The following is a 21,762-nucleotide window of genomic DNA, read 5'->3' as shown; positions in this document are numbered from 1 at the left end:
CTCTGCTTCCTCTATTCAGGCCCGGGTGTTACCGGTGCGGTGTCAGGGTTTCAGCGGGGGTGTCTCAGCGCTGCGAGAGCGCCTTACGGGTGTCATTGAGCCGGCGCAGGACCGTGCCGTCATAGAGGTCGGAGCCGACCAGCACGCTCATGCCGCCCAGCACCTGCGGATCGACCGTCTGCTTGACCGTGACGTCTCGACCGTACAGTTGTGACAGCTTCGTGCCCAGCCGGCGCTCCTCGTCATCGGACAGGGGTGCGGCGACGGTGACATAAGCGACCTGGCGATCGCGCCGTTCTGCGGACATTTCCACCATGCGAGTCAAACCGGACTGGAACGACCGGCCACCGAACCCGCCGAGCGCCACCTCGGCCAGCCGCAGTGTCGCCGGCTTGGCCTTGCCTTCCAGCAGCGTCTTGACCAGTTCGACCCGCTGCGCGGGAGGCGCGACGACGTCGGAGAGCGCACCGGACAGTTCCGGCGACCCGTCGACGACCTGCCCGAAACGGAACAGCTCGTCTTCGATCTCCGCCAGGTCGCCCGCGCGTTCGGCGCTGGCCAGCAGTGCCTCGACGCCCAACCGCTCGGTCGCGTCGAGCAGCTCGGACGCGGCCGACCAGCCGCCACCGCCCAGCAGACCGGCCAGCTCGAGCGTCTCGTCGCCGACCTTGCCGGTCAGCAGCGAGCGGAACAGCTCGGCCCGGTCGGCGCCGGCGCGGCCCGGGTCGGACAACGCCCGGCGCAGCGTCGGTTGCCGGCGCAGCACGTCGGCAACCGACAGCAGTTCGTCACCGGTCTTCGCGACGTCAGCGGCGGGCGCCGAGGTCGCGAAGGAGTCCAGCCGCTCCGCGGCCGTGCGGTAGGACTCCCGGCTGACGCCCTGCATCAACGACTCCCGGTCGACTCGAGCTCGGACAGGAACCGGTCGACGGTCCCGCGCCGGCGCGCCTCGTCAGCGAGCGACTCGCCGACGATCCGGCCGGCCAGGTCGACGGCCAGCGTGCCCACCTCGGCCCGCAGCTCGCGAACGATCTGCTGGCGCTCGGCGTTGAGCTGCTCGCGCCCCGCCGCGATGATCCGGTCGGACTCCTCGCGGGCCCGGGCCTGGATCTCCTGGCGGATCTGCTCACCGTCGGCCCGCGCGTCGTCGCGGATCTTCGCGGCGTCGGTGCGCGCCTCGGCGAGCTGTGTCTTGTATTGCTCCAGCAGCTTGTTGGCTTCGGCCTGGGCCTCTTCGGCCCGCTTCAGGCCGCCCTCGATCGCGTCGACCCGGGCCTTGAAGGTCTCCTCCATGCGCGGAAAGACGAACTTCATCAGCACGAAGCAGAGCACCGCGAACGCGATGCCACCGACCAGGATCTCCTGCCAGAGCGGCAGGATCGGGCTGTGCTCGACCGCCTCGGAGAGCAACATGGGGAAACCTCCCGTTCGAAGGTGCGGACTAAGAACCGGTGGCCCAGATGAAGCCGAACGCGATGCCGAACAGCGCGAGTGCCTCGACCACGGCGAAGCCGATCCAGACGAACGGCAGGGTCATGCGCGACGACTCGGGCTGGCGAGCGGTCGACTGGATGTAGGACGCGAAGATCAGCCCGACGCCGATGCCCGGACCGATGGCGGCGAGGCCATATCCGATAGCGGCGAGGCTGCCACTAACTCCTGCGGCGATGTCCATTGCTGAGGTTCCTCCTGATTATCACGCGTGACGTTCACGCGGGACGGACAACTGTTGGTGCGGGGTGGGACCACTTCTCCCGGCTGCACCGGGGATCAGTGCTCCTCCGAGACCGCGCCTTGGATGTAGCTCGCGGTAAGCACGGTGAAGACGTAGGCCTGCAGGAAGATCACCAGCAGCTCGAGCAGCGTCAGCGCGATGGTCATCAACCAGGACAGCACCGAGAACGCCGCCAGTTTGGCATTCGCCTGCAGTATGGCGAACCCGCCGAGGGTGAAAACGAGCAGCAGCATGTGCCCGGCGAACATGTTGGCGAACAAACGGACGGCCAGCGAGAACGGCCGCACCAGGAAGGTCGAGAAGAACTCGATCGGGATCAGGATCGGGAGCACGAACCACGGCGCCGGCGGGATGAGCGAGTTGCGCATGTATTTGCGGAACCCGAACTTCTTGATGCCGACGTAGTTGAACAGCACGTAGCTGATCAGCGCCAGGAATGCCGGGAACGCGATGTGCGAGTTCGGCGAGATCTGGGCGATCGGAACGATGCTCCACAGGTTGTTGAAGACGATGAACAGCAGCAGCGACGCCAGGTAGGGGGCGAACCGCAGGCCGCGCTCGGCGCCGAGCATCTCGATGGAGATGTTGTCGCGCACGAAGCCGTACGCCGACTCGGCGAGCCACTGCGCCTTGCCCGGAACCATCTTCGGCTTCCGGTAGGCGGTCAGGAAGAAGATGATGAGGATCGCCGTGCTGATCCAGACCAGCGCCGTGATCTTCGTGAACCACAGCGAGTTGAGGCCGTCCCACGGCACGATGGAGGGCAGGTAGAAGTCGCCCACCTCTGGTGGAAACGGAACGTCGCTCTGGAGAGCGACCGCCTGTCCGATCACCGCGTCCCTTCCCTCATGAACTGCCGGACCCCGGTGGTGGGGCCCCGATCCGCTTGATGACCAGATAGATCCCGCCAGCGCAACCGATCACCACACCGATGCCGGTGGTGATGCCGCCGCTGTGGACCCAACGGTCAACCAGCCAGCCGATGAACCCCCACACCGCCATCCCACCGATGAGGTAGGACAGTGCGGTCCACCCGAGGTCGGCCCCCGTCGGCGTGGCGTCGGGGGTCTTGTCGGGGTCTTGCGAGGGTGGGTCACCGGCCATGACGCGGGAACCGTATCAGCCGGTAGAGGGAGGCGAAGACTCGACCCCCGCACGCTCATGCTGTGCGGGGGCAATGGGATGATGGATCTGCCTCTGCGCTCACGCTACTCCTCCGACCCCCGAAGTGGGGTCACCCGAGGGTCGCGTTAACGACGAAATCTCGGCGCGTGCACGGTCACGATCCACCAGATCTGGGTCGCTGTCCACGCCAACACGCCGGCCACGATGCCTACGGACAGTGGCTTTAGCCCCGCCCATCCGGTCGACGCGACGACCAGCATCAGACCGCCGAGCACGCTCAGCTTGGCCACGTAGACGCCCATGCCGAACGGCATGACCAGCTTCGGGTCGAGCTTATCGGCCCAGGCGATGGCCAATGTGGAGGCCAGGTAACTCACCGTAGCGATAACTACACCGAGTGCTGCCGCGAACGCGCCGACACCACCCGCGAACACGGCGCCGAGAACGGCCGCGCCGACCGTCATGACGCCGGCGGCGATGAGGATGGGCGGCAGGTGCCGCAGCCGCCAGTTGCGGTCCGCGTCGGCCACGGCGGACGCGTCGGGGGTGGGTGCAGAGGTCGTCGACATCGCGTCGCAGTCTACGTGCGCCGGAAAACCTGCCCGGAACGCGGCTTTCATTCGCGTAGAGTCGGACAAAACCGGCGCGTCTGGAAAACTCCGGGCGAACTCTGGGCGACTATCAATACATGAAGTCTCTCGTCACCGGCGCGACCGGCTACATCGGCGGCCGGCTGGTCCCCCGGCTGCTCGACGCCGGCCACGAGGTGCGCTGCCTGAGCCGATCTCCGGAAAGGCTGCGCGACGTGCCCTGGGCCGACCGGGTCGAGGTGGCCAAGGGCGACCTCGGTGATCCGAGTTCGCTGCCGGCCGCGTTCGACGGCGTCCAGGTCGCCTACTTCCTGGTGCACTCGCTCGGCCGCCCCGACTTCGAGGCCCTCGACCGGGCCAACGCCGAGGCCTTCGCCCGGGCCGCCCGCGACGCCGGCGTACGGCGGATCGTCTACCTCGGCGGTCCGGAACCCCCACCCGAGGGCCGCAGCTCGGCGCACCTGCGCTCGCGCGCCGAGGTGGCCCGGATCCTGCTGGACAGCGGCACGCCGACGGCGGTGCTACGGGCACCGATCATCCTGGGCTCCGGCTCGGCGTCTTTCGAGATGCTGCGCTATCTCACCGAACGGCTCCCGGCGATGGTCACGCCGCGCTGGGTACGCAACCGGATCCAGCCGATCGCCGTGCGCGACGTGCTGCGCTATCTGGTCGGCGCGGCCACGCTGCCGGCCTCGGTCAACCGGGGCTTCGACGTCGCCGGCCCCGACGTGCTGACCTTCAGCGAGATGATGCAGCGGTACGCCGCCGTGGCCGGCCTGCCCCGCCGGCTGATCCTCCCGGTCCGCCCGCTGACCCCGGGGCTCTCGTCGCTCTGGGTCGGCTTCGTCACCCCGGTGCCCAACTCGATCGCCCGGCCGCTGGTCGAGAGCCTGATCCACGAGGCGGTGGCGCACGAACACGACATCGCCGAGTACGTACCCGACCCGCCCGACGGTCTGATCGGTTTCGACCGCGCGGTCCAGCTGGCGCTCACCAGGGTGCGCGACTTCGACGTCGAGACCCGGTGGTCCGGTGCCGGCTCGCCGGCCGACCCGCTGCCCAGCGACCCGGGTTGGGCCGGTGGCAGCGTCTACACCGACGTGCGCGAGCGTGCGGTCGCGGCCGACGCGTCGATGCTGTGGCGGGTGATCGAGGGGGTCGGCGGCGACAACGGCTGGTATTCGTTCCCGCTGGCCTGGGAGGTGCGGGGCTGGCTCGACCGGCTGGTCGGCGGCGTCGGGCTGCGCCGCGGCCGGCGCGACCCCAACCGGCTCCATGTCGGCGACGCGCTCGACTTCTGGCGGGTCGAGGAGGTCGTGCCGGGCGAGCTGCTGCGGCTGCGCGCCGAGATGAAGCTGCCCGGCCGGGCCTGGCTGGAGTTACGTGCCGAACCCGACGGCGCCGGCGCGTCCCACTACCGGCAGCGGGCGGTGTTCCTGCCGCACGGCTTGGCCGGGCACGCCTACTGGGCGGCGGTCTCCCCGTTCCACGCACTGATCTTCGGTGGGATGGCCCGCAACATCGCGCGCGGCGCCGAGCACCCTACTGATCCAGGGTCGCCCGCACCTGCGCCGCAGAGACCGGACCTTCCCGCAGCACCCGCGGACCGTCCGGACCGGTGAGCGAGACCAGCGTCGAGGCGAGGGTGTGCCGGATCGCGGCGTGGTCGACCACCACCGGCACGGCCTCGTCCTGCGCCCACTCGAGTTCGGCGAGCACGTCGGCGTCGACCGGGCGGGACTCGGCGCCCGACGGGTTGAGGCTGGTCGCGGTCACCGGCACTCCGGCCGCGGAGATCACCTGGAGGGTGGCCGGGTGGTCGGGCACCCGGATGCCGACCGTGCCCTCGTGCGTCACCAGCCGGTCGGGCAGCTCGCTGGTCTGCTCGACGACGACGGTCAGCGGGCCGGGCGTGAACGCGCCGATCACCTTCCGGGCGGTCGGCGTCAGCACGCCGTAGTGCGCGGCCATGTCGAGCGACGCGCAGGCGATGTGCATCGGGTGGGCGAAGTCGCGGCGCTTGGCCCGGAAGACCCGCTCGACCGACGCCTCGATGGTCGCGGCGGCGGCGAGCATGTAGCCGGTCTCGGTGGGCAGCACGGCGAGCCCACCCCCGGTGAGCACCTGCGCGACCATCTCCGCGTCGGCGAGCCTGAGCAGGCCGGACGGCGACCCCGGCGCCAGCCAGCGGGCGTTGACCATGAGTATCCCCTAAACCGCGATGAGCAGGCGGGCGAGCGGCACGACGGTCTCCTCGATCTCGTCGGCCACCCGGCTGAACGTCTGGTCGCCGCGCCCCCACGGGTCGTCGAGGTCGTCGGCGGCCAGGGGTGCGGCGCCCCGGCGGGCCGCGTCGACGGCGCCGACCAGGGCGACGCCCCGGGCGTACACCGCGTCGGGTGTGTTTCCGTCGCCGGGCAGCGCGGCCGGGTCGACCATCGGCAGCAGCCGGCCGAACTCGCCGAGGACGAACGTGCGCCGGTCGGCGTCGCCGCGCAGGGCCACGACGTAGTCCTGCTGGTCGGCGGTCGCGGTGAGCACCAGGTCGGCCGCGTCGATGTGCTCCGAGAGCAACTTGCGGGCGGCGAAGCCGGTCGGGTCGCCTCCGCGGGCGCGCACCTGCCGGGCCGCCGGCGGGTTCATCTCCTCGCCGTCGTGCCAGCCGCCGGTGCCGGCGCTGTGGCTGAGCACCAGCGCCTGCGGGTCGGCGGCCTCCGCCCCGGCGCGCGCCAACCGCTGCCGGACGGCCAGGGCGAGCAGCCGCTCGGCCATCGGCGACCGGCAGATGTTGCCCATGCACACGTGCAGGACGGTGAACGGCGGCACGGTCACATCCCCGGACCGGCCAGGCCGGGCACCACGTCGCGCAGTTTCTCGATCGGGATGCCGCCCTCGCGCAGCAGGCGCGGCACGTCACCGGTCACGTCGACCATCGCACTCGGCACCGGGTCGGCGCTCGGGCCGGCCTCGAGGTAGACCCGGACGGCGTAGTCGAGTTGTTCGCGCGCTTCCTCGGCGGTCGTCGGCGCGGGCCGGCCCGCCTTGTTGGCCGCCAGCACCGCCATCGGGCCGGTCTCGCGGAGCACCTCCAGGGCGACCGGGTGCAGCGGCATCCGCACCGCGATCTGGCCGCCGGTCTCGCCGAGGTCCCACTGCAGGGTGGGCGAGTGCTCGATGATGATCGTCAGCGGGCCCGGCCAGAACGCCTCGACCAGGTCGCGCGCCGCCTGCGGCAACGAGAAGACCAGGCCGTCGAGGGTGTGCCGGGAGCCGACCATCACCGGCGGCGCGGCACCGCGGTCACGCCCCTTGGTGGTCTGCAACTGCGACACCGCGTGCGGCGTGAACGCGTCGGCGCCCAGCCCGTAGACCGTGTCGGTGGGCATTACCACCAGCTCACCGGATTTGACCGCCTCGATCGCCGCGGCGATCCCCCGGTCGCGGTCGGCGATCGACCGGCAGTCATAGAGCATCACGAGGAGCCAGTCTGCCACGCGACGCCGTCGACATTCCGGCCAGTCCGCGATGCGGCACCGCTGGCGCGGCGCCGACCAGTGGTGAATCGAGGACGGCCGGTGAGGTCCAGATGCCCCTCAATCCGGTCAAACCGGCCGTCGGCGCGCAGCAGTTCCGGTAGCGCCGCCGCGTGCTCCTCGTCGTGCTCGATGGCCAGCCCGCCACCGGCGCGCAACAACTCGGCCGCCCGTTCGATCACCGGGCGTACCACGGCGAGCCCGTCCGGCCCACCGAACACCGCGGTCGCCGGGTCGAACCGGGCCACCTCGGGCGGCACCGGCGTGCCCTCCGGGACGTAGGGCGGGTTGCTCAGCAGCACGTCGACCCGGCCGCGAAGGTCGGCCAGCAGCGCGGGATCGGTGACGTCGCCGGCCACCACATGGGTTCGCGGTGCCAGGTCGGCGGCGTTGCGGCGCAGCCAGGCCAGCGCGGCCGGCGACTTCTCCACCGCCCATACGGTCGCGGCCGGCACCTCGTGCGCGACCGACAGCGCGATCGGGCCGGGCCCGGCGCACAGGTCGACCACCACCGGCGCCGGCGACTCGCGGGCCAGGTCGATGCCCCAGCCGGCGAGAAGTTCGGTTTCCGGCCGGGGCACGAACGCGCCGGGGCCGACCGCGAGGTCCAGGTAGCGGAAGGCCGCCGTACCAAGGACGTATTGGAGGGGTTCGCGGTCGCGGCGGCGGGCCACCAGCGCCTGGAAGGCATCGCGCTGCGCTGAGGTGGCCCGGTCGAGCAGCGCCAGGCGCCCGCGCGACACACCGAGCGCGTGGGCGGCGAGCAGTTCCGCGTCGTTTCGGGCCGATTCGACCCCCGCGGACTCCAACGTCTCGGCCGCATCGGCGATCATTGGTGCGATGCGGATCGTCGTACCTTCGGTCGGCTGTTGTCGGCGGCCCGTCACGCGATAATCATTGACGCTCCACCACTCGACGGTTGCAGAAGGGGGTCACCTGGTGGGTTGGCTCGACCGGGTCCCCGACCAGGTTGACGCGCTGCGTCAGGCGCGCGCGCTGATGATGCAGAGTCGCTCGGCTGACGCCTGCCTGGTGCTCGACCGGGTGCTCGACGCCAGCGACGAGCCGCACACCCGCGCCGACGCGCTGATCCAGCGGCTGTCCGCGGTGCTCAACCTGGGCCGCACCGCCGAATACGCGAACGCGGTCGACCGGGCCCTGGAGGCCGCCCGCGAGGCCGGCGAACCCTACGTCCTCGGGCATGCCCACGCGCTGGCCGCGCTGGCGGCACACCACCAGGGCGCGCTCGACCGGTGCGTCACCCACTTCGTGCAGAGCGCCAGCTATCTGGGCCGGGTGCAGGACCCAGACGGCGACACGGCGTGGGGCTGGCACGACCTGGCGATGGCCTATTCATATCTGAGCTTCCACGGGTACGCGCTGGGCGCGATCGAGCGGGCCCGGCAGATCGGCACCGCCGCCGGGTTGCGCGAGGAGATGTTCGCCGCGCCGGGCATCCGGCTGCGCAACGCCGTCGCGCTCGACCATTCCGGCGACTCCGACGGCTGCCTGCGGGTGCTCCGCGACATCGGCGCCGACCTCGACCGGTTCCTCAACGCCGACGGCGGTGTCCGGTTGCGACCGTCAACGGTGACGGCCTACGGCTACGCGGCCGCGCGCCGCGCCGCGCTCGGTGAAGACGTCGACCCCGGTGTCGACGTGCACGCCCTGCTGGCCGCGGGCGGCGACGGGGCCCGCGCCCGCGACCTGCGCCAACTCGGCGACGTCTGCGTGGCCATCGCCGCCGGCCGGCCGATCGAGGCGCTGGCCCGGCTCAGCACGGTCGCCGTCTCGCCGCAGACGCTCGGCCCGGCCGAGCCGGAGCGGTTGCGCAGCCTGACCTTCGCCCGGGCCGGCGACCACGCCGCCGCCCACCGGGCCGACCGGCACGCGTTCCGGCTCGCGGCGCAGCGCAGCGACCGCCTGCAGACGGTCTACGTCGACGGCATCGCCGCCCAGATCGAGCGCGAGGAGTTGCGCCGCACGGCCGCGCAATACGCCGGCGAGGCGCTCACCGACCCGCTGACCGGCCTGCCCAACCGGCGCCAACTCGAGCGCTACGTCGCGGCGATGGTGGCGCGCGGCGAGCAGGCCGTGATCGGCGTCTGCGACCTCGACGGCTTCAAGGCGGTCAACACCGAGCACGGCCACCACTCCGGCGACCTGGTGCTGCAACGCATCGCCGGGGTGATCCACCGGGTGATGCGGCGCGGCGATTTCGTGGCCCGCTACGGCGGCGACGAGTTCGTCGTGGTGCTCCCCGGGGCAGGTATGGCCGAGGCGGCCGACGTGGCCCGCCGCATCGCGATCGCGGTGGCCGCCGAAGACTGGCACGCCCTCGTCCCCGGCACGCCGGTCGGCGTCAGCGTCGGCTTCGCCGAGGTCAACGGCTCCGGGCCGGCGCTGCGTGACGCCCTGGGCCAGGCCTTCGAGATCGCCGACCGGGAGATGCTGCGCTCCAAGCGCCGCCCGAAGGCGGCGTCCTGAGGAACAACAGCACGAGGCCGCCCGCGATCAGCAGGCCGCCCACGATCGATGCCTCCATCGTGGAGAGCCGGATCTGGGTGTACGGCAGGGGGAAGCCCGACCGGAAGACCGGTGCCGGTGCCGGCGGGTCGCCGCTGGCCGTCAGCACGGTCTCGACGGCGTTGCCGGCGCCGTCCGGGTCGGCGGGCGTACCCTGGATCGTCGCCCGGCTGGGCAGCCGCCCGGTCGCCGCGACGCGGGCCAGCAGCCTCAGCGTGGCCTCGGCGCCGGCCGCCAGGTCGCCGATCTCCCACCGGCCGCTCTCCTCGTCGTAGCGGCCCGCGTCGTAACGCGCCGAGACGAACTCCAACCCCCGGCCGGGCGGGTCGGCGACGATCACCTGGTGGGCCGGGTCCGGCCCGGCGTTGCTGGCGGTCAGCGTGACCTCGACCTCGCCGCCCAGCACCGGGGTCAGGTTGCTGACGTCGCGGGTCAGCGTGAGGTCGGCCCCCGCCACCGTCGGCGCGACCCGCGCGACGTTGTCGCCCGCCACCGGGTCGTCGGCGCTGCTCTGGGTGACCAGCAGGCGGGGGCTGCCGCTCCAACCGAGGGTCGCCGGCGCGTGGACCGTCCACGTCGCACTCGCGCCGGCCGCGAGGGTGCCCACCCGCCACCGGGCCGCGGTGGCGACCGGCCCGCCGCCCGGGGCCGGCCCGGTCACGGTGCCGGCGGACGTCGCGGAGGTCAGCACGCTGCCGGTGAGCACCGGGTCGGCGACCTCCACGCCGGCCGCCGGGTCGGGGCCCTTGTTGGTGATCGTCACTGCGTAGCTGACCGGGGTGCCGACCGGCACCGCCGCGGGTTCGACGCGCGCCGCGAGGGCCAGGTCGGCCCGGCCCCGCTTGCCGTCGATCCGCAGCGGCGCGGTGGCCAGGTCGTCGCGCTGGTCGCCGTCCACTGGTGTCGAGGCGACCAGCGCGGCCGCGGCCGTGACGGTCGTCGGCTCGGCGCCCCGGGTCAGCAGCGTCAGCTTCGCGGCAGCGCCGACCGGCAGCGCCCCGACGGTCCACACGAGACCGTCGAAGGCGCCGTGGTCGGCGGTCGCCCTGGTCACCGTCAGGCGGGAGGGCAGCGGCACCGCGACGCGTACGCCGGTAGCCGGTAGGAAGCCCGCGTTGCGGGCCGTGACGGTGAGCGTGGCGTCCCGGCCGGGTTTCACCACGGCCGGCGTCACGTGGCCGGTCACCGCGATGTTCGCGGTGGCCGGCAGCGGCACCGCCAACGCCGGCGCGGGCAGCACGAGCAGCAGGCCCACGAGCAAGGAAGCGGCAGCGAACCGAAACCACCTCACGCCTGCCACATTAGCCACATAACCGGACAAGAATCTCAGGTTTGATCGTCAACTCGCCCTTGACGAATGCCAGACGTCAACCCATGCTTGACGCATGGCACCCTTCAACCTCAGCGTCGACGACCTGATCGCCCAGTTGGAGCAGGACCTTCCCGACGCCGACCCGGTGGCCCGCGTCGGCGAGGCCCGCTCCCGCGCGCGGGCCCTCGGCGACCTCGGCGACCAACTCATCGACCACTTCATCCGTGCGGCCCGGGCGAACGGCGCTTCCTGGAGCCAGATCGGCGACGCCATGGGCGTCTCGAAACAGGCCGCGCAGCAACGCGGCACGGGCCGGTTCGCGCGCTTCACCGCTCGCGCGGCGGGCGTCGTCAGCGCCGCGCAGGCCCTGGCGCGTGACCGCGGCAACCCGTCGGTCGAGCCTGAGCACGTGTTGGTGGCGCTGCTCGAAGCACGCGAGGCGCTGGCCGCCAAGCTGATCGGCGTGCTCGGCCATCCCGACGCCCTGGCCGAGACCGCCAGGGCCCGGCTGCCGCAGCCGGCCGACAGCGTGCCCGAGCACGTGCCGTTCTCCAGCGGCTCGAAGCAGTTGCTGGAAGAGACCACCCAGGCCGCCCTCGACCTGGGCCACAACTACGTCGGCACCGAGCACCTGCTGCTCGGCCTGCTGCGGATGCCCGACAGCGTGGCCGGCCGGCTGCTGACCGATGCGGGCTTCACCTACGACGACACCAAGAAGACCACGCAGGCCGCCCTGGCCGGTCTCCAGCACCGCATCAAGGGGTGAGCACCGTCCGCTACGGTGCGGTCGACGTGCACTATCCCGACGAGGGCGGCGCCCGGGCCGCGCTCGTCGTGGCCGACGACCCGCTCTTCGCCACGATCGTCGAGGAGCGGGTGGCGGTCGTCGACGCGGTGCCGGCCTACCGCCCGGGCTTCTTCTTCGAGCGGGAACTGCCGGCGATCCGAGCGGTGCTGGCGCCGGTCGACCTGCTCGTGATCGACGGCTACGTCGACCTGGACCCGGCGGGTCGGCCCGGGCTGGGCGCCCGCGTGCACGCCGAGATCGGCAAGCCGGTGATCGGTGTCGCCAAGACCGCGTTCCGGTCGGCGACGCACGCGGTGCCGGTCGTCCGCGGCACCGGTGCCCGGCCGCTCTACGTGACCGCGGCGGGTCTCCCGGTCGGCGACGCGGCCGCCCTGGTCAGCGCCATGGCGGGGCCGCACCGGATTCCCGACGCACTGCGCCGGGTCGACCGGTTGGCCCGGTCAGTGCCGGGATAGTTCGGTCTCCCCCGCCAGCCGCGCGGCCCGGTCGGCCTCGCTGAGCGCGTCGAGCACGCCGTCGAGGTCACCGGCCAGGGCCAGGTCGAGGTTGTAGGCGGTGTAGCCGATCCGGTGGTCGCTGATCCGGTTCTGCGGGAAGTTGTAGGTGCGGATCCGCTCGGAGCGGTCGACGGTGCGCACCTGCGCCTTGCGGGCGTCGGAGGCGGCCGCGTCGGCCTGCTCCTGCGCCGCGGCCAGCAGCCGGGCGCGCAGGATCCGCATCGCCTGCTCCCGGTTCTGCAGCTGGCTCTTCTCGTTCTGGCAGCTCACCACGATGCCGGTGGGCAGGTGGGTGATGCGTACCGCCGAGTCCGTGGTGTTGACCGACTGCCCGCCGGGGCCGGACGAGCGGAACACGTCGACCCGGATGTCGCCCGGGTCGATGCTCACGTCGACGTCTTCGGCCTCGGGGAGCACCAGCACGCCCGCGGCCGACGTGTGGATCCGGCCCTGCGACTCGGTGACCGGCACCCGCTGCACGCGGTGGACGCCGCCCTCCCACTTGAGTCGCGACCAGACGCCGTTGCCGCCCTCGGGCACGCCCTTGGTCTTGATCGCCAGCGAGACGTCCTTGACGCCGCCGAGGTCGGAGTCCTGCGCGTCGATCACCTCGGTGACCCAGCCGTGCCGCTCGGCGTAACGGCTGTACATCCGCAGGAGGTCGCCGGCGAACAGCGCCGACTCCTCACCGCCCTCGCCGGCCTTGATCTCCAGGATCACGTCCTTGGCGTCGTGCGGATCACGCGGCGCGAGCAGCTCGGCGAGGCGCTCCTCGAGCGCCGGGATGGTGCCCGCCAGTGCGTCCACCTCGCCGGCGAACGACGGGTCCTCGGCGGCCAGTTCACGCGCCGCTATCAGATCGGCGCGGGCCTGCTCGAGCTCGTCGTTGGCCTTGCGGATCGGGGTCAGCTCGGCGAACCGGCGACCGACCCGGCGGGCCGTGTTCTGGTCAGCGTGGATCGCCGGGTCGGCCAGCCGCTTCTCCAGCTCGCCGTACTCGTCGAGCAGCCCCGCGAGTCGATCCACGCTCATTTGAACCTGTCCTTCGGTCGATCCGGCCCTGAACAGACGACGGCGCCCACCCCCGCGGTCGCGAGGGGGGCGCCGTCAGCGCAGCTACTTCTTCTTGGCCTGGGCCTGAACCTTGGCGTACTTCTGCTGGAACTTCGCCACGCGGCCGGCGGTGTCGAGAACGCGCTGCTTGCCCGTGTAGAACGGGTGGCACGCGCTGCAGGTCTCGACGTGGATCTGACCACTCTTCGCCGTGCTACGGGTGGTGAAAGTGTTGCCGCAGGAACAGGTGACCTCAGTAGTCACGTACTGCGGGTGGATGTCGGGCTTCATGCCGCCTCGGTCCTTTCGTCGATGGTCGCCGGGTCGTCCATCGGGACGTGAACCGGAACCTTGGCCGATTGACCAGTCTGCCATGCACTGGTCCGACGGGTGTAACGCGACCCCCATGGTGCGCATTCCCGTGCGCCATCATTGAGCTCATGTCACCGCGAGCGCCCCGGTTGATCATCACTCGCGGCCTGCCGGCCTCGGGAAAGACCACCTTCGCGCGGGGCCTGCAGCCCTGGGTGGTCCGGGTCAACCGCGACGACCTGCGCCGGATGCTGCACGGCGAGCCGCTGCTCACCGACCGGGCCGAACGCCAGGTCACGATCGCCTCGTTCGCCCTGGTCGACAGCCTGCTCCAGGCCGGGGTCGACGTCTGCGTCGACGACACCAACCTGCGCGGTCGCGTGGTGCGCGACTGGGCGGGCCTGGCCACCCGGCACGGCGCCAGCTTCGAGGTGCACGACTTCACCGACGTGCCGCTGGAGGAGTGCGTCCGCCGCGACGCCACCCGGCCCAAGGAGGAACGGGTCGGCGAGGCCGCGATCCGCTCGATGCACCACCGCTACCTGGAGGGCCGCACGCTGCCGCTGCCGGTGCCGGCGGTGGCCGCCGCACCGCCGACCCACCGCTACGAGCCGCCCGCCGACGCCCCCGAGGTGGTGCTGGTCGACATCGACGGCACGGTCGCCCTGCTCGGCGACCGCCACCACCTCGACTTCGACCGGGTGGCCGACGACGAACCCAACCACGCGGTGATCGCCGCGGTCCGGGCCATGCACTCGGCCGGCTACGGCGTCATCTACTGCACCGGCCGCGAAGACACGGCCCGGGCCGACACCGAGCAGTGGCTGGCCGAGCACGTCGGCGTCCCCTACCTGGCGCTGCACATGCGCGACTACGGCGACCCCCGCCGCGACGCGGTCGTCAAACGCGAGATCTTTCAGCGCGAGATCGCGCCGGCGTACCACGTCATCGGCGTCTTCGACGACCGCCAACACGTCGTCCGCATGTGGCGCGACCTCGGGCTCACGGTCTTTCAAGTCGCCGAAGGCGATTTTTAGCCTGTTACTCGGGTCCGCGGTGGTCCGGACCGCTCCTCCCGCGAGGGACCGCTTCGCTGCCAGGCCCGCGGTGGCCGACCGAGGCGGCGCCGCGCCGCCGGCTCGGGCCTACGCCCCTCCCCCGCGGGTCTCGCCACCGGCGGGTATGTCCACACGGGCGTACATGCCAAAACATGTAGCTACACGTTTTGTCATGTACGCCGCGGCGACATGGTCCACCTCGTTGCACCCATGACGCCCGCGCGCCGTCGGGCTCGGCAACCGGAAAGGAACTGAGCACCGGCCGTCAGTGGCGGACCGGGCAAGCGGGGCGCAGGGTCGGTGACGGGATCGTCCTGGGCTGGGTGGATACCGTCGACCCGGAGCGCTGGGCCGGCGCCGGCGGGTCCGGCATCCGGCGTGCGCCATGTGACGCCAGCGGTCGCTCCGCGGCGACGGCGGCCCGGTCTTGCGGAACCGGGAGGCTGGCCGGGTGGGCGCGGTGGCCCTTGGTGGCGAGTTCGCGGGCGTCGGCGTCGAGGTAGAAGTTCGGGCGTTGGTCGGCCTCGTGGTAGTAGCGGTGGAAGACGCCCGTCGCCGCGCCGGACATGGGTGGGACGATCCAGCTCCAGTCGGCGGGGACCTCGCGGCCCGCTCGGGTCTCGTTGCGGATGTGGGCCAGGAAGCGGTCGGACTCGGTGTGGTGGTCGGTGATCTTCACGCCGGCCCGCTCGAACGACCAGAGCACCGCGCGGTTGAGCTCGACCAGCACCCGGTCGCGCCAGAGCGTGTTGGGCTTGCTGGTGTCGAGGCCCATCATCCGGGCCACCACCGGCACCATGTTGTAGCGCTCCGGGTCGGCGAGGTTGCGGGCGCCGATCTCGGTGCCCATGTACCAACCGTTGAACGGCGCCAGCGGGTAGTGCACGCCGCCGATCGTCAGCCGCATGTTGGAGATCGCCGGCACCGCGTGCCAGCGCAGCCCCAGTTCGGCGAACCAGCCGAACTCCGGATGGGCCAGCGGCACCTCGAGCACGGCCCGCTCCGGGAGCTCGAAGAGGCGTACCCCCTCGCTCGGGGTCTCGATCGCGATCGGCAACACGTCGAACGCGTCGCCCTTGCCGCGCCAACCCAGGTCGCGCATCGACTCGGTGAAGCCGACCGAGCGCGGGTCGCCGGTCACGCCGCCGTTGACGTCGCGGTAGCCGGCGTAGCGGATCAGCTGGTCGTTCCAGATGCGGGCGTAGGGGCGGCCGGGCTGCGCCTGCGGGAACACCGAGATCACCGGGCGGATCGCGCCGGGCTCGCGGTTGGCCGCGGCCGTGCCGCCGGCCATGCACAGGTGCCGCACGACCAGGGCGAAGATCTCCTCGGGGGTACGCGCACGGCGCCGGTCGAGCACCACCAGGCTGCGCCAGTAGAGCCGGCCGATGCAGCGGCTGGAGTTGCGCCAGGCGATCCGGGCGCCGTAGGCGAGCTCGTCGGGTGTGTGCACGTAGGTGCCCGTCGCCGCGATCTGCGCCCGGACCACGGCCAGCCTGGGCTCCACCGGGCCCAGCTTGCTGTTGTCGGCGTAGCACATCCGGAGGAACTCCTCCGCCTCCGCGAAGTCGACCGGCGCCTGTGGGTCCCATGCCTCGGGGGGCATGTCACGGTAACCAGGTGTCGTCATCTCGCCTCCCAGATTGATGACGTCGTTGCCACTGCGCGCACGGTGATGCCGCCGCAGCCAGGGGCAGCTCCCGGGAGCACAGTGTGAGGAGAGTTTCACCTGGGGTCATTGAGGAAGCGGACATTTTGTGCGACCGCAGTGGCCTGGGAAAACATGAAACCGGCCCCACCCTGGGCGGGTGGGGCCGGTTTCGATGTCGCTGGTCGGCGACCGGGGTCACTCTCCCGGGGTCGACTTCGCGATCTGACGCAGGAACTCGATGTTGGTGCGGCTCTGCTTGAGCCGGTCGAGCAGGAGATCGAGCGCGGCCTGCGACTCGAGCGAGTGCAGCACCTTGCGGAGCTTGTGCGTGATCGCCAGCTCGTCGGGCGCGAGCAGGATCTCCTCCTTGCGGGTGCTGGACGGGTGGATGTCGATCGCGGGGAACACCCGCTTGTCGGCGATCTTCCGATCCAGCTTGAGCTCGGCGTTGCCGGTGCCCTTGAACTCCTCGAAGATGACCGTGTCCATCATGGAACCGGTCTCCACCAGCGCGTTGGCGATGATGGTCAGCGACCCGCCGTTTTCGATGTTGCGGGCCGCGCCGAGGAAGCGCTTCGGCGGGTAGAGCGCTGTCGAGTCGATACCGCCGGAGAGGATCCGGCCGCTCGCCGGGGCCGCCAGGTTGTAGGCGCGGCCGAGGCGGGTGATCGAGTCGAGCAGCACGACCACGTCGTGGCCGAGCTCGACCAGCCGCTTGGCCCGCTCGATGGCGAGCTCGGCGACCGTGGTGTGGTCTTGCGGCGGCCGGTCGAACGTGGACGAGATGACCTCGCCCTTGACCGAGCGCTGCATGTCGGTGACCTCTTCGGGGCGCTCGTCGATGAGCACGACCATGAGGTGCACCTCGGGGTGGTTGCGGGTGATCGCGTTGGCGACCGCCTGCTGGATCATCGTCTTGCCGGCCTTCGGCGGCGACACGATGAGCGCCCGCTGACCCTTGCCGATCGGCATGATCAGGTCGATCACCCGGGTGGTCAGGATGTGCGGCTCGGTCTCCAGCCGCAGGCGCTCCTGCGGGTAGAGCGGGGTCAGCTTGTAGAACTCGGGGCGGCGCTTGGCCTCCTCCGGGTCCATGCCGTTGACCGTGTCGAGCCGGACCAGCGGGTTGTACTTGTCGCGCCGCTGCTCGCCCTCGCGGGCCGCCCGGACGGCACCGGTGACGGCGTCGCCGCGCCGCAGGCCGTATTTCTTGACCTGGGACATGGAGACGTAGACGTCGTTGGGGCCGGACAGGTAGCCGGTGGTGCGGACGAACGCGTAGTTGTCGAGCACGTCGACGATGCCGGCCACGGGCACGAGCACGTCGTCGTCGCTGACCTGGGGCTCGCGGGTCTCCCGACCGCGCTCACCGCCGCCGTCGCGGGTCTCGCCGCCCTCCGGGCGGTCGCCCCGGCCCCGGCGCCGGTCGCGGAAACGGCTGCGCCGGCTCCGCCGGCCGCCGCCCTCGCCGTCGTCGTCACCGTCGATGTCACGGTGGCCGCCGTCGCGCTGACCGTCGGGCTGGCCACCGTCGCGGCGGCTGTCGCCCTGGCTCTCGCCCCGGCGACCGTCGCGCTGGCCACCGTCGCGCTGGCCACGCTCGTTGCCGCGGTCTGACCGGTCGTTGCCGCGGTCGCCGCGGTCGGACCGGTCGCCACGGTCGCCGCGCTCCGCGCGGTCGCCCCGGTCGTTGCGGCTGGACCGCTCGTCGCCGCGCTCGTGGCGGTCGCCACGGTCGCGGGTGTCACGATCACCCCTGGAGTCACGGTCGCCCCGGGACTCCCGGTCGTCGCGCTCGTCGACCCGCGGCTCGGGCGGAGCCGAGGCGGAAGCTGAAGCGGCGGCCGTCGTGCGGCTGCGCCGGGTGCGCTGGCCGCCCTCGACCACCGCGGCACCGGCGTCGTCGATGGTCGCGACGGCGGACGGCGCGCTGGCGGTCTGCGCGGAACTCGCTGCGGCCGGCGCGGCGGCCACACCCGCCGGAGTCGGGGCGGACGAGCCCGCCGGCGCGCTCTCGGGCGCGGCGGCCTTCTCGGACTCGGCGCGCGGCCGAGGGGTGCTGCCGGTCGTCGCGGAACCGTTCTGCTTCTCGGAAATCGCCGTGATCAGCTCGCCCTTGCGCATCCGGGCGGTGCCGGAAATGCCGAGGGACGCGGCCAGGCTCTGCAGCTCCGGCAGGAGCATCGCAGACAGCCCGCTGCCGCGCCGGCGTCGGGTGCCGGTGGTCGTGGCGTCGTCAGCGACGTTGGTGACATCCGACGTCACGTCGGTGGTGTCGCTCAATGGATTCCTTCCCTCGATAGGCCGGGGCTGCCCGGGTTGGGTAGATCAGGTGGCCGGGCGGCCTCGGTGCAACCCGCCTCGCTTGACACGTCACGGGTTTTCGCACGCCAACTCATCGCGGTGCGTGACATGTGGTGCGGCGTAAGCCGAGGCAGGAGATTGACGGATCGACCGTCGATAGCTTCGGGGATGCGCCGCCCCGCAGATCGCATGCTTCGCGGCTGTGCTAGGTCTAGAGCGTAATCAACTCTTCCGACCTGCGGCAACAGGGGCCCGCTCGGCGTGTCCGAGTCTACCTGAACCAATCCTGGCGCCGGCTACGTCTATCGCCAACTCGACCTGGCGCCAATCTATTCCCACGTCGAGGTCGTCGGGGGGCCTGGTCAGCGCCAGAACGGCCGGCCCGGCCCCACTGACCACGGCGGCCACGCCTCGACCACGCAGCTCGTCGACGAGGGCCGCGGCCGCTGGCATCGCCGGCGCCCGGTAGTGCTGGTGCAACCGGTCGGCCGTGGCCGGAAACAGCAGGTCAGGCGCCCTGGTCAGGGCGTGCACGAGCAGGGCCGCGCGGCCGGCCGTGAAGGCCGCGTCGTGGTGCGGCACCGTCGCCGGCAGGGCCGCCCGGGCCTCGGCCGTCAGCCCGCGGTCGGTGGGGATGAAGACGGTCGGCCGGACCCGTGCTGCCGGCTCCAGCCGCACCGCCCGCGCGACGCCGGCGTCGGTCCACGCGATCACGAAACCGCCCAACAGGCAGGGCGCCACGTTGTCGGGATGGCCTTCGAGCTCGGCGGCCAGGGCGAGCGCGGCCGCGTCGTCGAGGATCGTGGTGCCGTCGCGGACCAGCGCACGGGCGAGTTGCACGCCGGCCACGATCGCCGCCGACGACGAGCCCAGGCCGCGGGCCTGCGGGATGCGGTTGACACACTCGACGGCCACGCCCGGTGGCGCGCCGCCGAGCCGCTCGAACGTCGCCGCCATCGCCTTGGCCACCAGGTGGTCGGCGCCGGTCGGCAGCTCGCCGGCACCCTCACCGAAGACGTCGACATGCCAGCCCCGATCGGTCGCCCAGGCAGCCACGTCGTCGTGCAGGCCGAGGGCCAGCCCGAGCGAGTCGAAGCCCGGGCCGAGGTTGGCGCTGGTCGCCGGCACCCGCACCCGCGCGGCACCTTCGACGAAGGTCACTCCCATGCCCGCACTCTAAAGCCACGGACCGACAGGTTTCGGCGGGTCAGGAATCGTCCACAGAGCGGAACTCGGGCTCGGCCTCCGGCGACGCCCGGACCGGGCGGCCGGCCGCGCGCAACGCCTGCCGCAGCGCGTACTCGATCTGTGCGTTGACGCTGCGCAGGTCGTCGGCCGCCCATCGGGCCAGCGCGTCGTAGACGTGTGGATCGAGGCGCAGCAGCAGCTTCTTACGCTCGGCCATGCCGTCAGTAGAGCGTTCCGGCGTTGACCACCGGCGACACCGACCGGTCGCCGCAGAGCACGACCAGCAGGTTGGCCACCATCTGGGCCTTGCGCTCCTCGTCGAGCTCGACGACGTGCTGCTCGCGCAGCTTCTCCAGGGCGCTGGAGACCATGCCGACAGCACCGTCGACGATCTTGAATCGGGCCGCGACGATGGCCGAGGCCTGCTGCCGCGCCGCGATCTCGACGGGGTTGCCGTCGGCGTCGGAGACCTTGAGCTTGGCGGTCTCGAAGTTGCGCACCCGCAGCGTGATCCGGCGGCGCCCGGTCAGCGGCCAGGTCCAGTGAAAACCCGCCTCCCGGATCGAGCCGACGTAGCGGCCGAAGAACTGCACGACCTGCGCGTCGTTGGGGTTGACCACGACGAAGCCGGTGGCGCCGAGGACCACGATCACGCCCAGGACGCTGGCGACGGCGGCCGTGGCCGGGCCGGGCACCACGAGACCGATCACCACCGCGACGGCGGCCAGCACCACCACCAGCAACAGGGCGACGAATCCGGGGATCCGGAACGCTCGCTTCTCCATCGATAGCCTCCCAGTATCAAAGTGATATCACTACGATACCGCGGACGCTCTCGTCAGCGAAAGCCGCCGGGTCGACAGCCACCAGCCCACCGCGTAGAGCAGCGTGACGGCGCCACAGCCGGCCAGGATGACCCGTTCGTCGAGGCTGTCGACGACGGCGGCGACGCCGAGTTGGCTGACCGAGATCGCCAGCGTCGCCAGCATCAGGTCGGTGGCGAACACCCGGCCGCGCAGCCGGTCCGGCACCTCGGTCTGCAGCGCGTAGTTGGACATCGTCCAGTTGCTGCCGGCCGCGAAGTGGGCCAGGAAGACCAGCACGAGCACGAGCGGGAACCAGGTCAGGACCGAGACGCCGAGGTACGCGAGCCCGTAGGTCGACATCGACAGCGCCAGCCCCGGCAGCAGCAGCGCCCGCCGGGTCAGCAACGGCCGCAGCGCGAACGGGCCGACCAGCGCGCCCAGCCCGCGCACCGCGAACAGCAGGCCGGCGCCGATCGGCCCGACACCGTAAACGGCGGCCAGCAGCGGGAAGACGGTCAGCACCCCGTTGCCCAGGCCGACCGCCGACTTCACGGTGACCAGCGCCCGCACGCTCGGGCGCCCGGCGATGTAGCCGAGCGCCTCGCCGATGGCCGCGAACGCCCGGGCCGCCGGCTCCGCCGCGTCGCGCGGCGCCTGCAGCGGCCGGCGGATCCGCCCCGCCAGCACCGCCGCGCCGGCCAGCGCGCCGGCCGCGATCCAGAAGCAGGCGTACGGGCTGAGCACCGCGCTCAGGATCCCGCCCAGGGAGGCGCCGAGCACCGCCATGGTCCCCCAGGCCGCGCCGGCGAGCGTGGTCGCCAGGCCCAACTCCTCGGGCGTGACCACATTGGGCAGCGACGCCGAGGCCGCCGGCGAGTAGAAGCCCTTGGCCACCGCCATCCCGCCGACGACTACGACAGCCAGCCAGGCGGTGCCGGGGGTGCGCACCAGCAACAGGAGCAGCAGCACGGCGAGACAGGCCAGGTTGGCGGTGACCATGACTTTCTTGCGGTCGAGCCGGTCGGCGACCGTGCCGGCGTAGGGCAGCACCAGCGCGGTGATGCCGGTGTCGGCGGCCAGCACGAAGGCACCCCAGGTGCCGCTGCCGGTCAGCTCCGGGAGGAGCACCAGCAACGGCACCATGACGAACCAGTCGGAGCCGAAGACCACCAACTCGGCGACGAACAGCCGGCGGAAGTCGGGGTTGCGCAACAACAGGGCAAGGAGCCGGGGCACCGCCAGACGTTACCCCCGACTCCCGTTG

24 protein-coding genes are annotated in these 21,762 nt (G+C 71.9%); 5 read left to right on the top strand and 19 right to left on the bottom strand.

From position 1 onward, the window contains the following. Nucleotides 1–64 precede the first annotated feature (64 nt). From AB0J74_RS21385 to AB0J74_RS21360, 6 genes are all read right to left on the bottom strand, one after another. Entirely contained in the window at nt 65–886 is an 822-nt protein-coding gene (locus AB0J74_RS21385; RefSeq protein ID WP_363450443.1) for a F0F1 ATP synthase subunit delta, read from the bottom strand. After that, on the bottom strand, nt 886–1,413 hold the full coding sequence (locus AB0J74_RS21380; protein ID WP_363450441.1) for a F0F1 ATP synthase subunit B: 528 nt from the start codon (nt 1,411–1,413) through the stop codon (nt 886–888). The genes AB0J74_RS21385 and AB0J74_RS21380 overlap by 1 nt, the downstream gene beginning before the upstream one ends. Nucleotides 1,414–1,441: 28 nt before the next feature. Then, entirely contained in the window at nt 1,442–1,675 is a 234-nt protein-coding gene (locus AB0J74_RS21375) for an ATP synthase F0 subunit C (protein ID WP_116068989.1), read from the bottom strand. A gap of 95 nt (nt 1,676–1,770) precedes the next feature. Then, complete coding sequence (gene atpB, locus AB0J74_RS21370; protein ID WP_363450439.1) at nt 1,771–2,568, bottom strand: F0F1 ATP synthase subunit A; 798 nt, start codon at nt 2,566–2,568, stop codon at nt 1,771–1,773. 13 nt (nt 2,569–2,581) lie between these two features. After that, complete coding sequence (locus tag AB0J74_RS21365) at nt 2,582–2,839, bottom strand: hypothetical protein (protein WP_363450437.1); 258 nt, start codon at nt 2,837–2,839, stop codon at nt 2,582–2,584. Nucleotides 2,840–2,985: 146 nt separating this feature from the next. Continuing rightward, nucleotides 2,986–3,429 (bottom strand): hypothetical protein, encoded by a 444-nt coding sequence (locus AB0J74_RS21360; RefSeq protein WP_363450435.1) that lies wholly within the window; start codon nt 3,427–3,429, stop codon nt 2,986–2,988. Between the two features lie 119 nt (nt 3,430–3,548). On the opposite strand from AB0J74_RS21360, the gene AB0J74_RS21355 reads away from it, so the two are divergent. Further along, the gene (locus AB0J74_RS21355) at nt 3,549–5,072 is read left to right on the top strand and encodes an SDR family oxidoreductase (RefSeq protein WP_363450433.1); all 1,524 of its coding nucleotides are present in this window, start codon (nt 3,549–3,551) and stop codon (nt 5,070–5,072) included. Here AB0J74_RS21355 and AB0J74_RS21350 read toward each other — a convergent pair. Genes AB0J74_RS21350 through prmC form a run of 4 tightly spaced genes read right to left on the bottom strand, consistent with a single transcriptional unit; the run spans nt 4,993 to nt 7,816 of the window. Beyond that, nucleotides 4,993–5,652, bottom strand: a complete 660-nt coding sequence (locus tag AB0J74_RS21350; protein WP_363450430.1) for an L-threonylcarbamoyladenylate synthase — start codon at nt 5,650–5,652, stop codon at nt 4,993–4,995. The genes AB0J74_RS21355 and AB0J74_RS21350 overlap by 80 nt on opposite strands. Before the next feature lie 9 nt (nt 5,653–5,661). Beyond that, entirely contained in the window at nt 5,662–6,276 is a 615-nt protein-coding gene (locus AB0J74_RS21345) for a phosphotyrosine protein phosphatase (protein ID WP_363450428.1), read from the bottom strand. 2 nt (nt 6,277–6,278) lie between these two features. Beyond that, nucleotides 6,279–6,923, bottom strand: coding sequence for an L-threonylcarbamoyladenylate synthase (locus AB0J74_RS21340; RefSeq protein ID WP_363450693.1), 645 nt, complete (start codon nt 6,921–6,923; stop codon nt 6,279–6,281). Then, nucleotides 6,923–7,816, bottom strand: a complete 894-nt coding sequence (prmC, locus tag AB0J74_RS21335) for a peptide chain release factor N(5)-glutamine methyltransferase (RefSeq protein ID WP_363450426.1) — start codon at nt 7,814–7,816, stop codon at nt 6,923–6,925. Before prmC ends, AB0J74_RS21340 begins: the two co-directional genes overlap by 1 nt. A 106-nt stretch (nt 7,817–7,922) precedes the next feature. Here prmC and AB0J74_RS21330 point away from each other — a divergent pair, with 106 nt between their 5' ends. Continuing rightward, nucleotides 7,923–9,470 carry a GGDEF domain-containing protein gene (locus tag AB0J74_RS21330; RefSeq protein ID WP_363450424.1) on the top strand — a complete coding sequence of 516 codons (1,548 nt, stop codon included), beginning with the start codon at nt 7,923–7,925 and terminating at the stop codon, nt 9,468–9,470. Here the strand turns inward: AB0J74_RS21330 and AB0J74_RS21325 are convergent. After that, nucleotides 9,367–10,800, bottom strand: a complete 1,434-nt coding sequence (locus tag AB0J74_RS21325; protein ID WP_363450422.1) for a DUF11 domain-containing protein — start codon at nt 10,798–10,800, stop codon at nt 9,367–9,369. The genes AB0J74_RS21330 and AB0J74_RS21325 overlap by 104 nt on opposite strands. A 94-nt stretch (nt 10,801–10,894) precedes the next feature. On the opposite strand from AB0J74_RS21325, the gene AB0J74_RS21320 reads away from it, so the two are divergent. Continuing rightward, nucleotides 10,895–11,587, top strand: a complete 693-nt coding sequence (locus tag AB0J74_RS21320) for a Clp protease N-terminal domain-containing protein (protein WP_363450420.1) — start codon at nt 10,895–10,897, stop codon at nt 11,585–11,587. Further along, entirely contained in the window at nt 11,584–12,084 is a 501-nt protein-coding gene (locus AB0J74_RS21315; RefSeq protein WP_363450418.1) for an endonuclease V, read from the top strand. Before AB0J74_RS21320 ends, AB0J74_RS21315 begins: the two co-directional genes overlap by 4 nt. On the opposite strand, the gene prfA is transcribed toward AB0J74_RS21315, so the two are convergent. Then, on the bottom strand, nt 12,070–13,158 hold the full coding sequence (gene prfA / locus AB0J74_RS21310; RefSeq protein ID WP_363450416.1) for a peptide chain release factor 1: 1,089 nt from the start codon (nt 13,156–13,158) through the stop codon (nt 12,070–12,072). The genes AB0J74_RS21315 and prfA overlap by 15 nt on opposite strands. Before the next feature lie 84 nt (nt 13,159–13,242). After that, the gene (gene rpmE, locus AB0J74_RS21305) at nt 13,243–13,470 is read right to left on the bottom strand and encodes a 50S ribosomal protein L31 (RefSeq protein ID WP_116068977.1); all 228 of its coding nucleotides are present in this window, start codon (nt 13,468–13,470) and stop codon (nt 13,243–13,245) included. Nucleotides 13,471–13,619: 149 nt separating this feature from the next. Here rpmE and AB0J74_RS21300 point away from each other — a divergent pair, with 149 nt between their 5' ends. After that, nucleotides 13,620–14,528 carry an AAA family ATPase gene (locus AB0J74_RS21300; protein WP_363450413.1) on the top strand — a complete coding sequence of 303 codons (909 nt, stop codon included), beginning with the start codon at nt 13,620–13,622 and terminating at the stop codon, nt 14,526–14,528. A gap of 286 nt (nt 14,529–14,814) precedes the next feature. On the opposite strand, the gene AB0J74_RS21295 is transcribed toward AB0J74_RS21300, so the two are convergent. The 6 genes from AB0J74_RS21295 to AB0J74_RS21270 all read right to left on the bottom strand — a co-directional run bounded on the left by AB0J74_RS21295 (nt 14,815) and on the right by AB0J74_RS21270 (nt 21,734). Continuing rightward, nucleotides 14,815–16,179, bottom strand: coding sequence for a nitric oxide synthase oxygenase (locus AB0J74_RS21295; protein ID WP_363450411.1), 1,365 nt, complete (start codon nt 16,177–16,179; stop codon nt 14,815–14,817). Between the two features lie 216 nt (nt 16,180–16,395). Next, the gene (gene rho, locus AB0J74_RS21290) at nt 16,396–18,483 is read right to left on the bottom strand and encodes a transcription termination factor Rho (protein ID WP_363450409.1); all 2,088 of its coding nucleotides are present in this window, start codon (nt 18,481–18,483) and stop codon (nt 16,396–16,398) included. 243 nt (nt 18,484–18,726) lie between these two features. After that, a complete protein-coding gene (thrB, locus tag AB0J74_RS21285; RefSeq protein ID WP_363450407.1) occupies nt 18,727–19,671 on the bottom strand; it encodes a homoserine kinase in 945 nt (314 codons plus the stop codon). A 40-nt stretch (nt 19,672–19,711) separates the two neighbouring features. Continuing rightward, nucleotides 19,712–19,909 carry a hypothetical protein gene (locus tag AB0J74_RS21280; RefSeq protein WP_363450405.1) on the bottom strand — a complete coding sequence of 66 codons (198 nt, stop codon included), beginning with the start codon at nt 19,907–19,909 and terminating at the stop codon, nt 19,712–19,714. A gap of 4 nt (nt 19,910–19,913) precedes the next feature. Next, on the bottom strand, nt 19,914–20,477 hold the full coding sequence (locus tag AB0J74_RS21275; RefSeq protein WP_363450403.1) for an SPFH domain-containing protein: 564 nt from the start codon (nt 20,475–20,477) through the stop codon (nt 19,914–19,916). A 30-nt stretch (nt 20,478–20,507) separates the two neighbouring features. Further along, the gene (locus tag AB0J74_RS21270) at nt 20,508–21,734 is read right to left on the bottom strand and encodes an MFS transporter (protein ID WP_363450401.1); all 1,227 of its coding nucleotides are present in this window, start codon (nt 21,732–21,734) and stop codon (nt 20,508–20,510) included. Between the last annotated feature and the right edge of the window lie 28 nt (nt 21,735–21,762).

Origin of the sequence: Asanoa sp. NPDC049573 (genome assembly GCF_040676615.1) — a bacterium.
Classification (GTDB): domain Bacteria; phylum Actinomycetota; class Actinomycetes; order Mycobacteriales; family Micromonosporaceae; genus Asanoa.
Note: the sequence above shows the minus strand (reverse complement) of the source record. Positions and strands in the feature narration are given on the sequence as shown.

Bases quoted from the DNA above. Each gene is read 5' to 3' on its own strand.
- AB0J74_RS21365 (WP_363450437.1), bottom strand. From the start codon at position 2,839: ATGGCCGGTGACCCACCCTCGCAAGACCCCGACAAGACCCCCGACGCC.
- AB0J74_RS21275 (WP_363450403.1), bottom strand. From the start codon at position 20,477: ATGGAGAAGCGAGCGTTCCGGATCCCCGGATTCGTCGCCCTGTTGCTG.
- prmC (WP_363450426.1), bottom strand. From the start codon at position 7,816: ATGATCGCCGATGCGGCCGAGACGTTGGAGTCCGCGGGGGTCGAATCG.
- AB0J74_RS21320 (WP_363450420.1), top strand. From the start codon at position 10,895: ATGGCACCCTTCAACCTCAGCGTCGACGACCTGATCGCCCAGTTGGAG.
- thrB (WP_363450407.1), bottom strand. From the start codon at position 19,671: ATGGGAGTGACCTTCGTCGAAGGTGCCGCGCGGGTGCGGGTGCCGGCG.
- AB0J74_RS21385 (WP_363450443.1), bottom strand. From the start codon at position 886: ATGCAGGGCGTCAGCCGGGAGTCCTACCGCACGGCCGCGGAGCGGCTG.
- AB0J74_RS21360 (WP_363450435.1), bottom strand. From the start codon at position 3,429: ATGTCGACGACCTCTGCACCCACCCCCGACGCGTCCGCCGTGGCCGAC.
- AB0J74_RS21300 (WP_363450413.1), top strand. From the start codon at position 13,620: ATGTCACCGCGAGCGCCCCGGTTGATCATCACTCGCGGCCTGCCGGCC.
- AB0J74_RS21380 (WP_363450441.1), bottom strand. From the start codon at position 1,413: ATGTTGCTCTCCGAGGCGGTCGAGCACAGCCCGATCCTGCCGCTCTGG.
- AB0J74_RS21355 (WP_363450433.1), top strand. From the start codon at position 3,549: ATGAAGTCTCTCGTCACCGGCGCGACCGGCTACATCGGCGGCCGGCTG.
- rpmE (WP_116068977.1), bottom strand. From the start codon at position 13,470: ATGAAGCCCGACATCCACCCGCAGTACGTGACTACTGAGGTCACCTGT.
- AB0J74_RS21350 (WP_363450430.1), bottom strand. From the start codon at position 5,652: ATGGTCAACGCCCGCTGGCTGGCGCCGGGGTCGCCGTCCGGCCTGCTC.
- AB0J74_RS21295 (WP_363450411.1), bottom strand. From the start codon at position 16,179: ATGACGACACCTGGTTACCGTGACATGCCCCCCGAGGCATGGGACCCA.
- prfA (WP_363450416.1), bottom strand. From the start codon at position 13,158: ATGAGCGTGGATCGACTCGCGGGGCTGCTCGACGAGTACGGCGAGCTG.
- AB0J74_RS21340 (WP_363450693.1), bottom strand. From the start codon at position 6,923: ATGCTCTATGACTGCCGGTCGATCGCCGACCGCGACCGGGGGATCGCC.
- AB0J74_RS21375 (WP_116068989.1), bottom strand. From the start codon at position 1,675: ATGGACATCGCCGCAGGAGTTAGTGGCAGCCTCGCCGCTATCGGATAT.
- AB0J74_RS21280 (WP_363450405.1), bottom strand. From the start codon at position 19,909: ATGGCCGAGCGTAAGAAGCTGCTGCTGCGCCTCGATCCACACGTCTAC.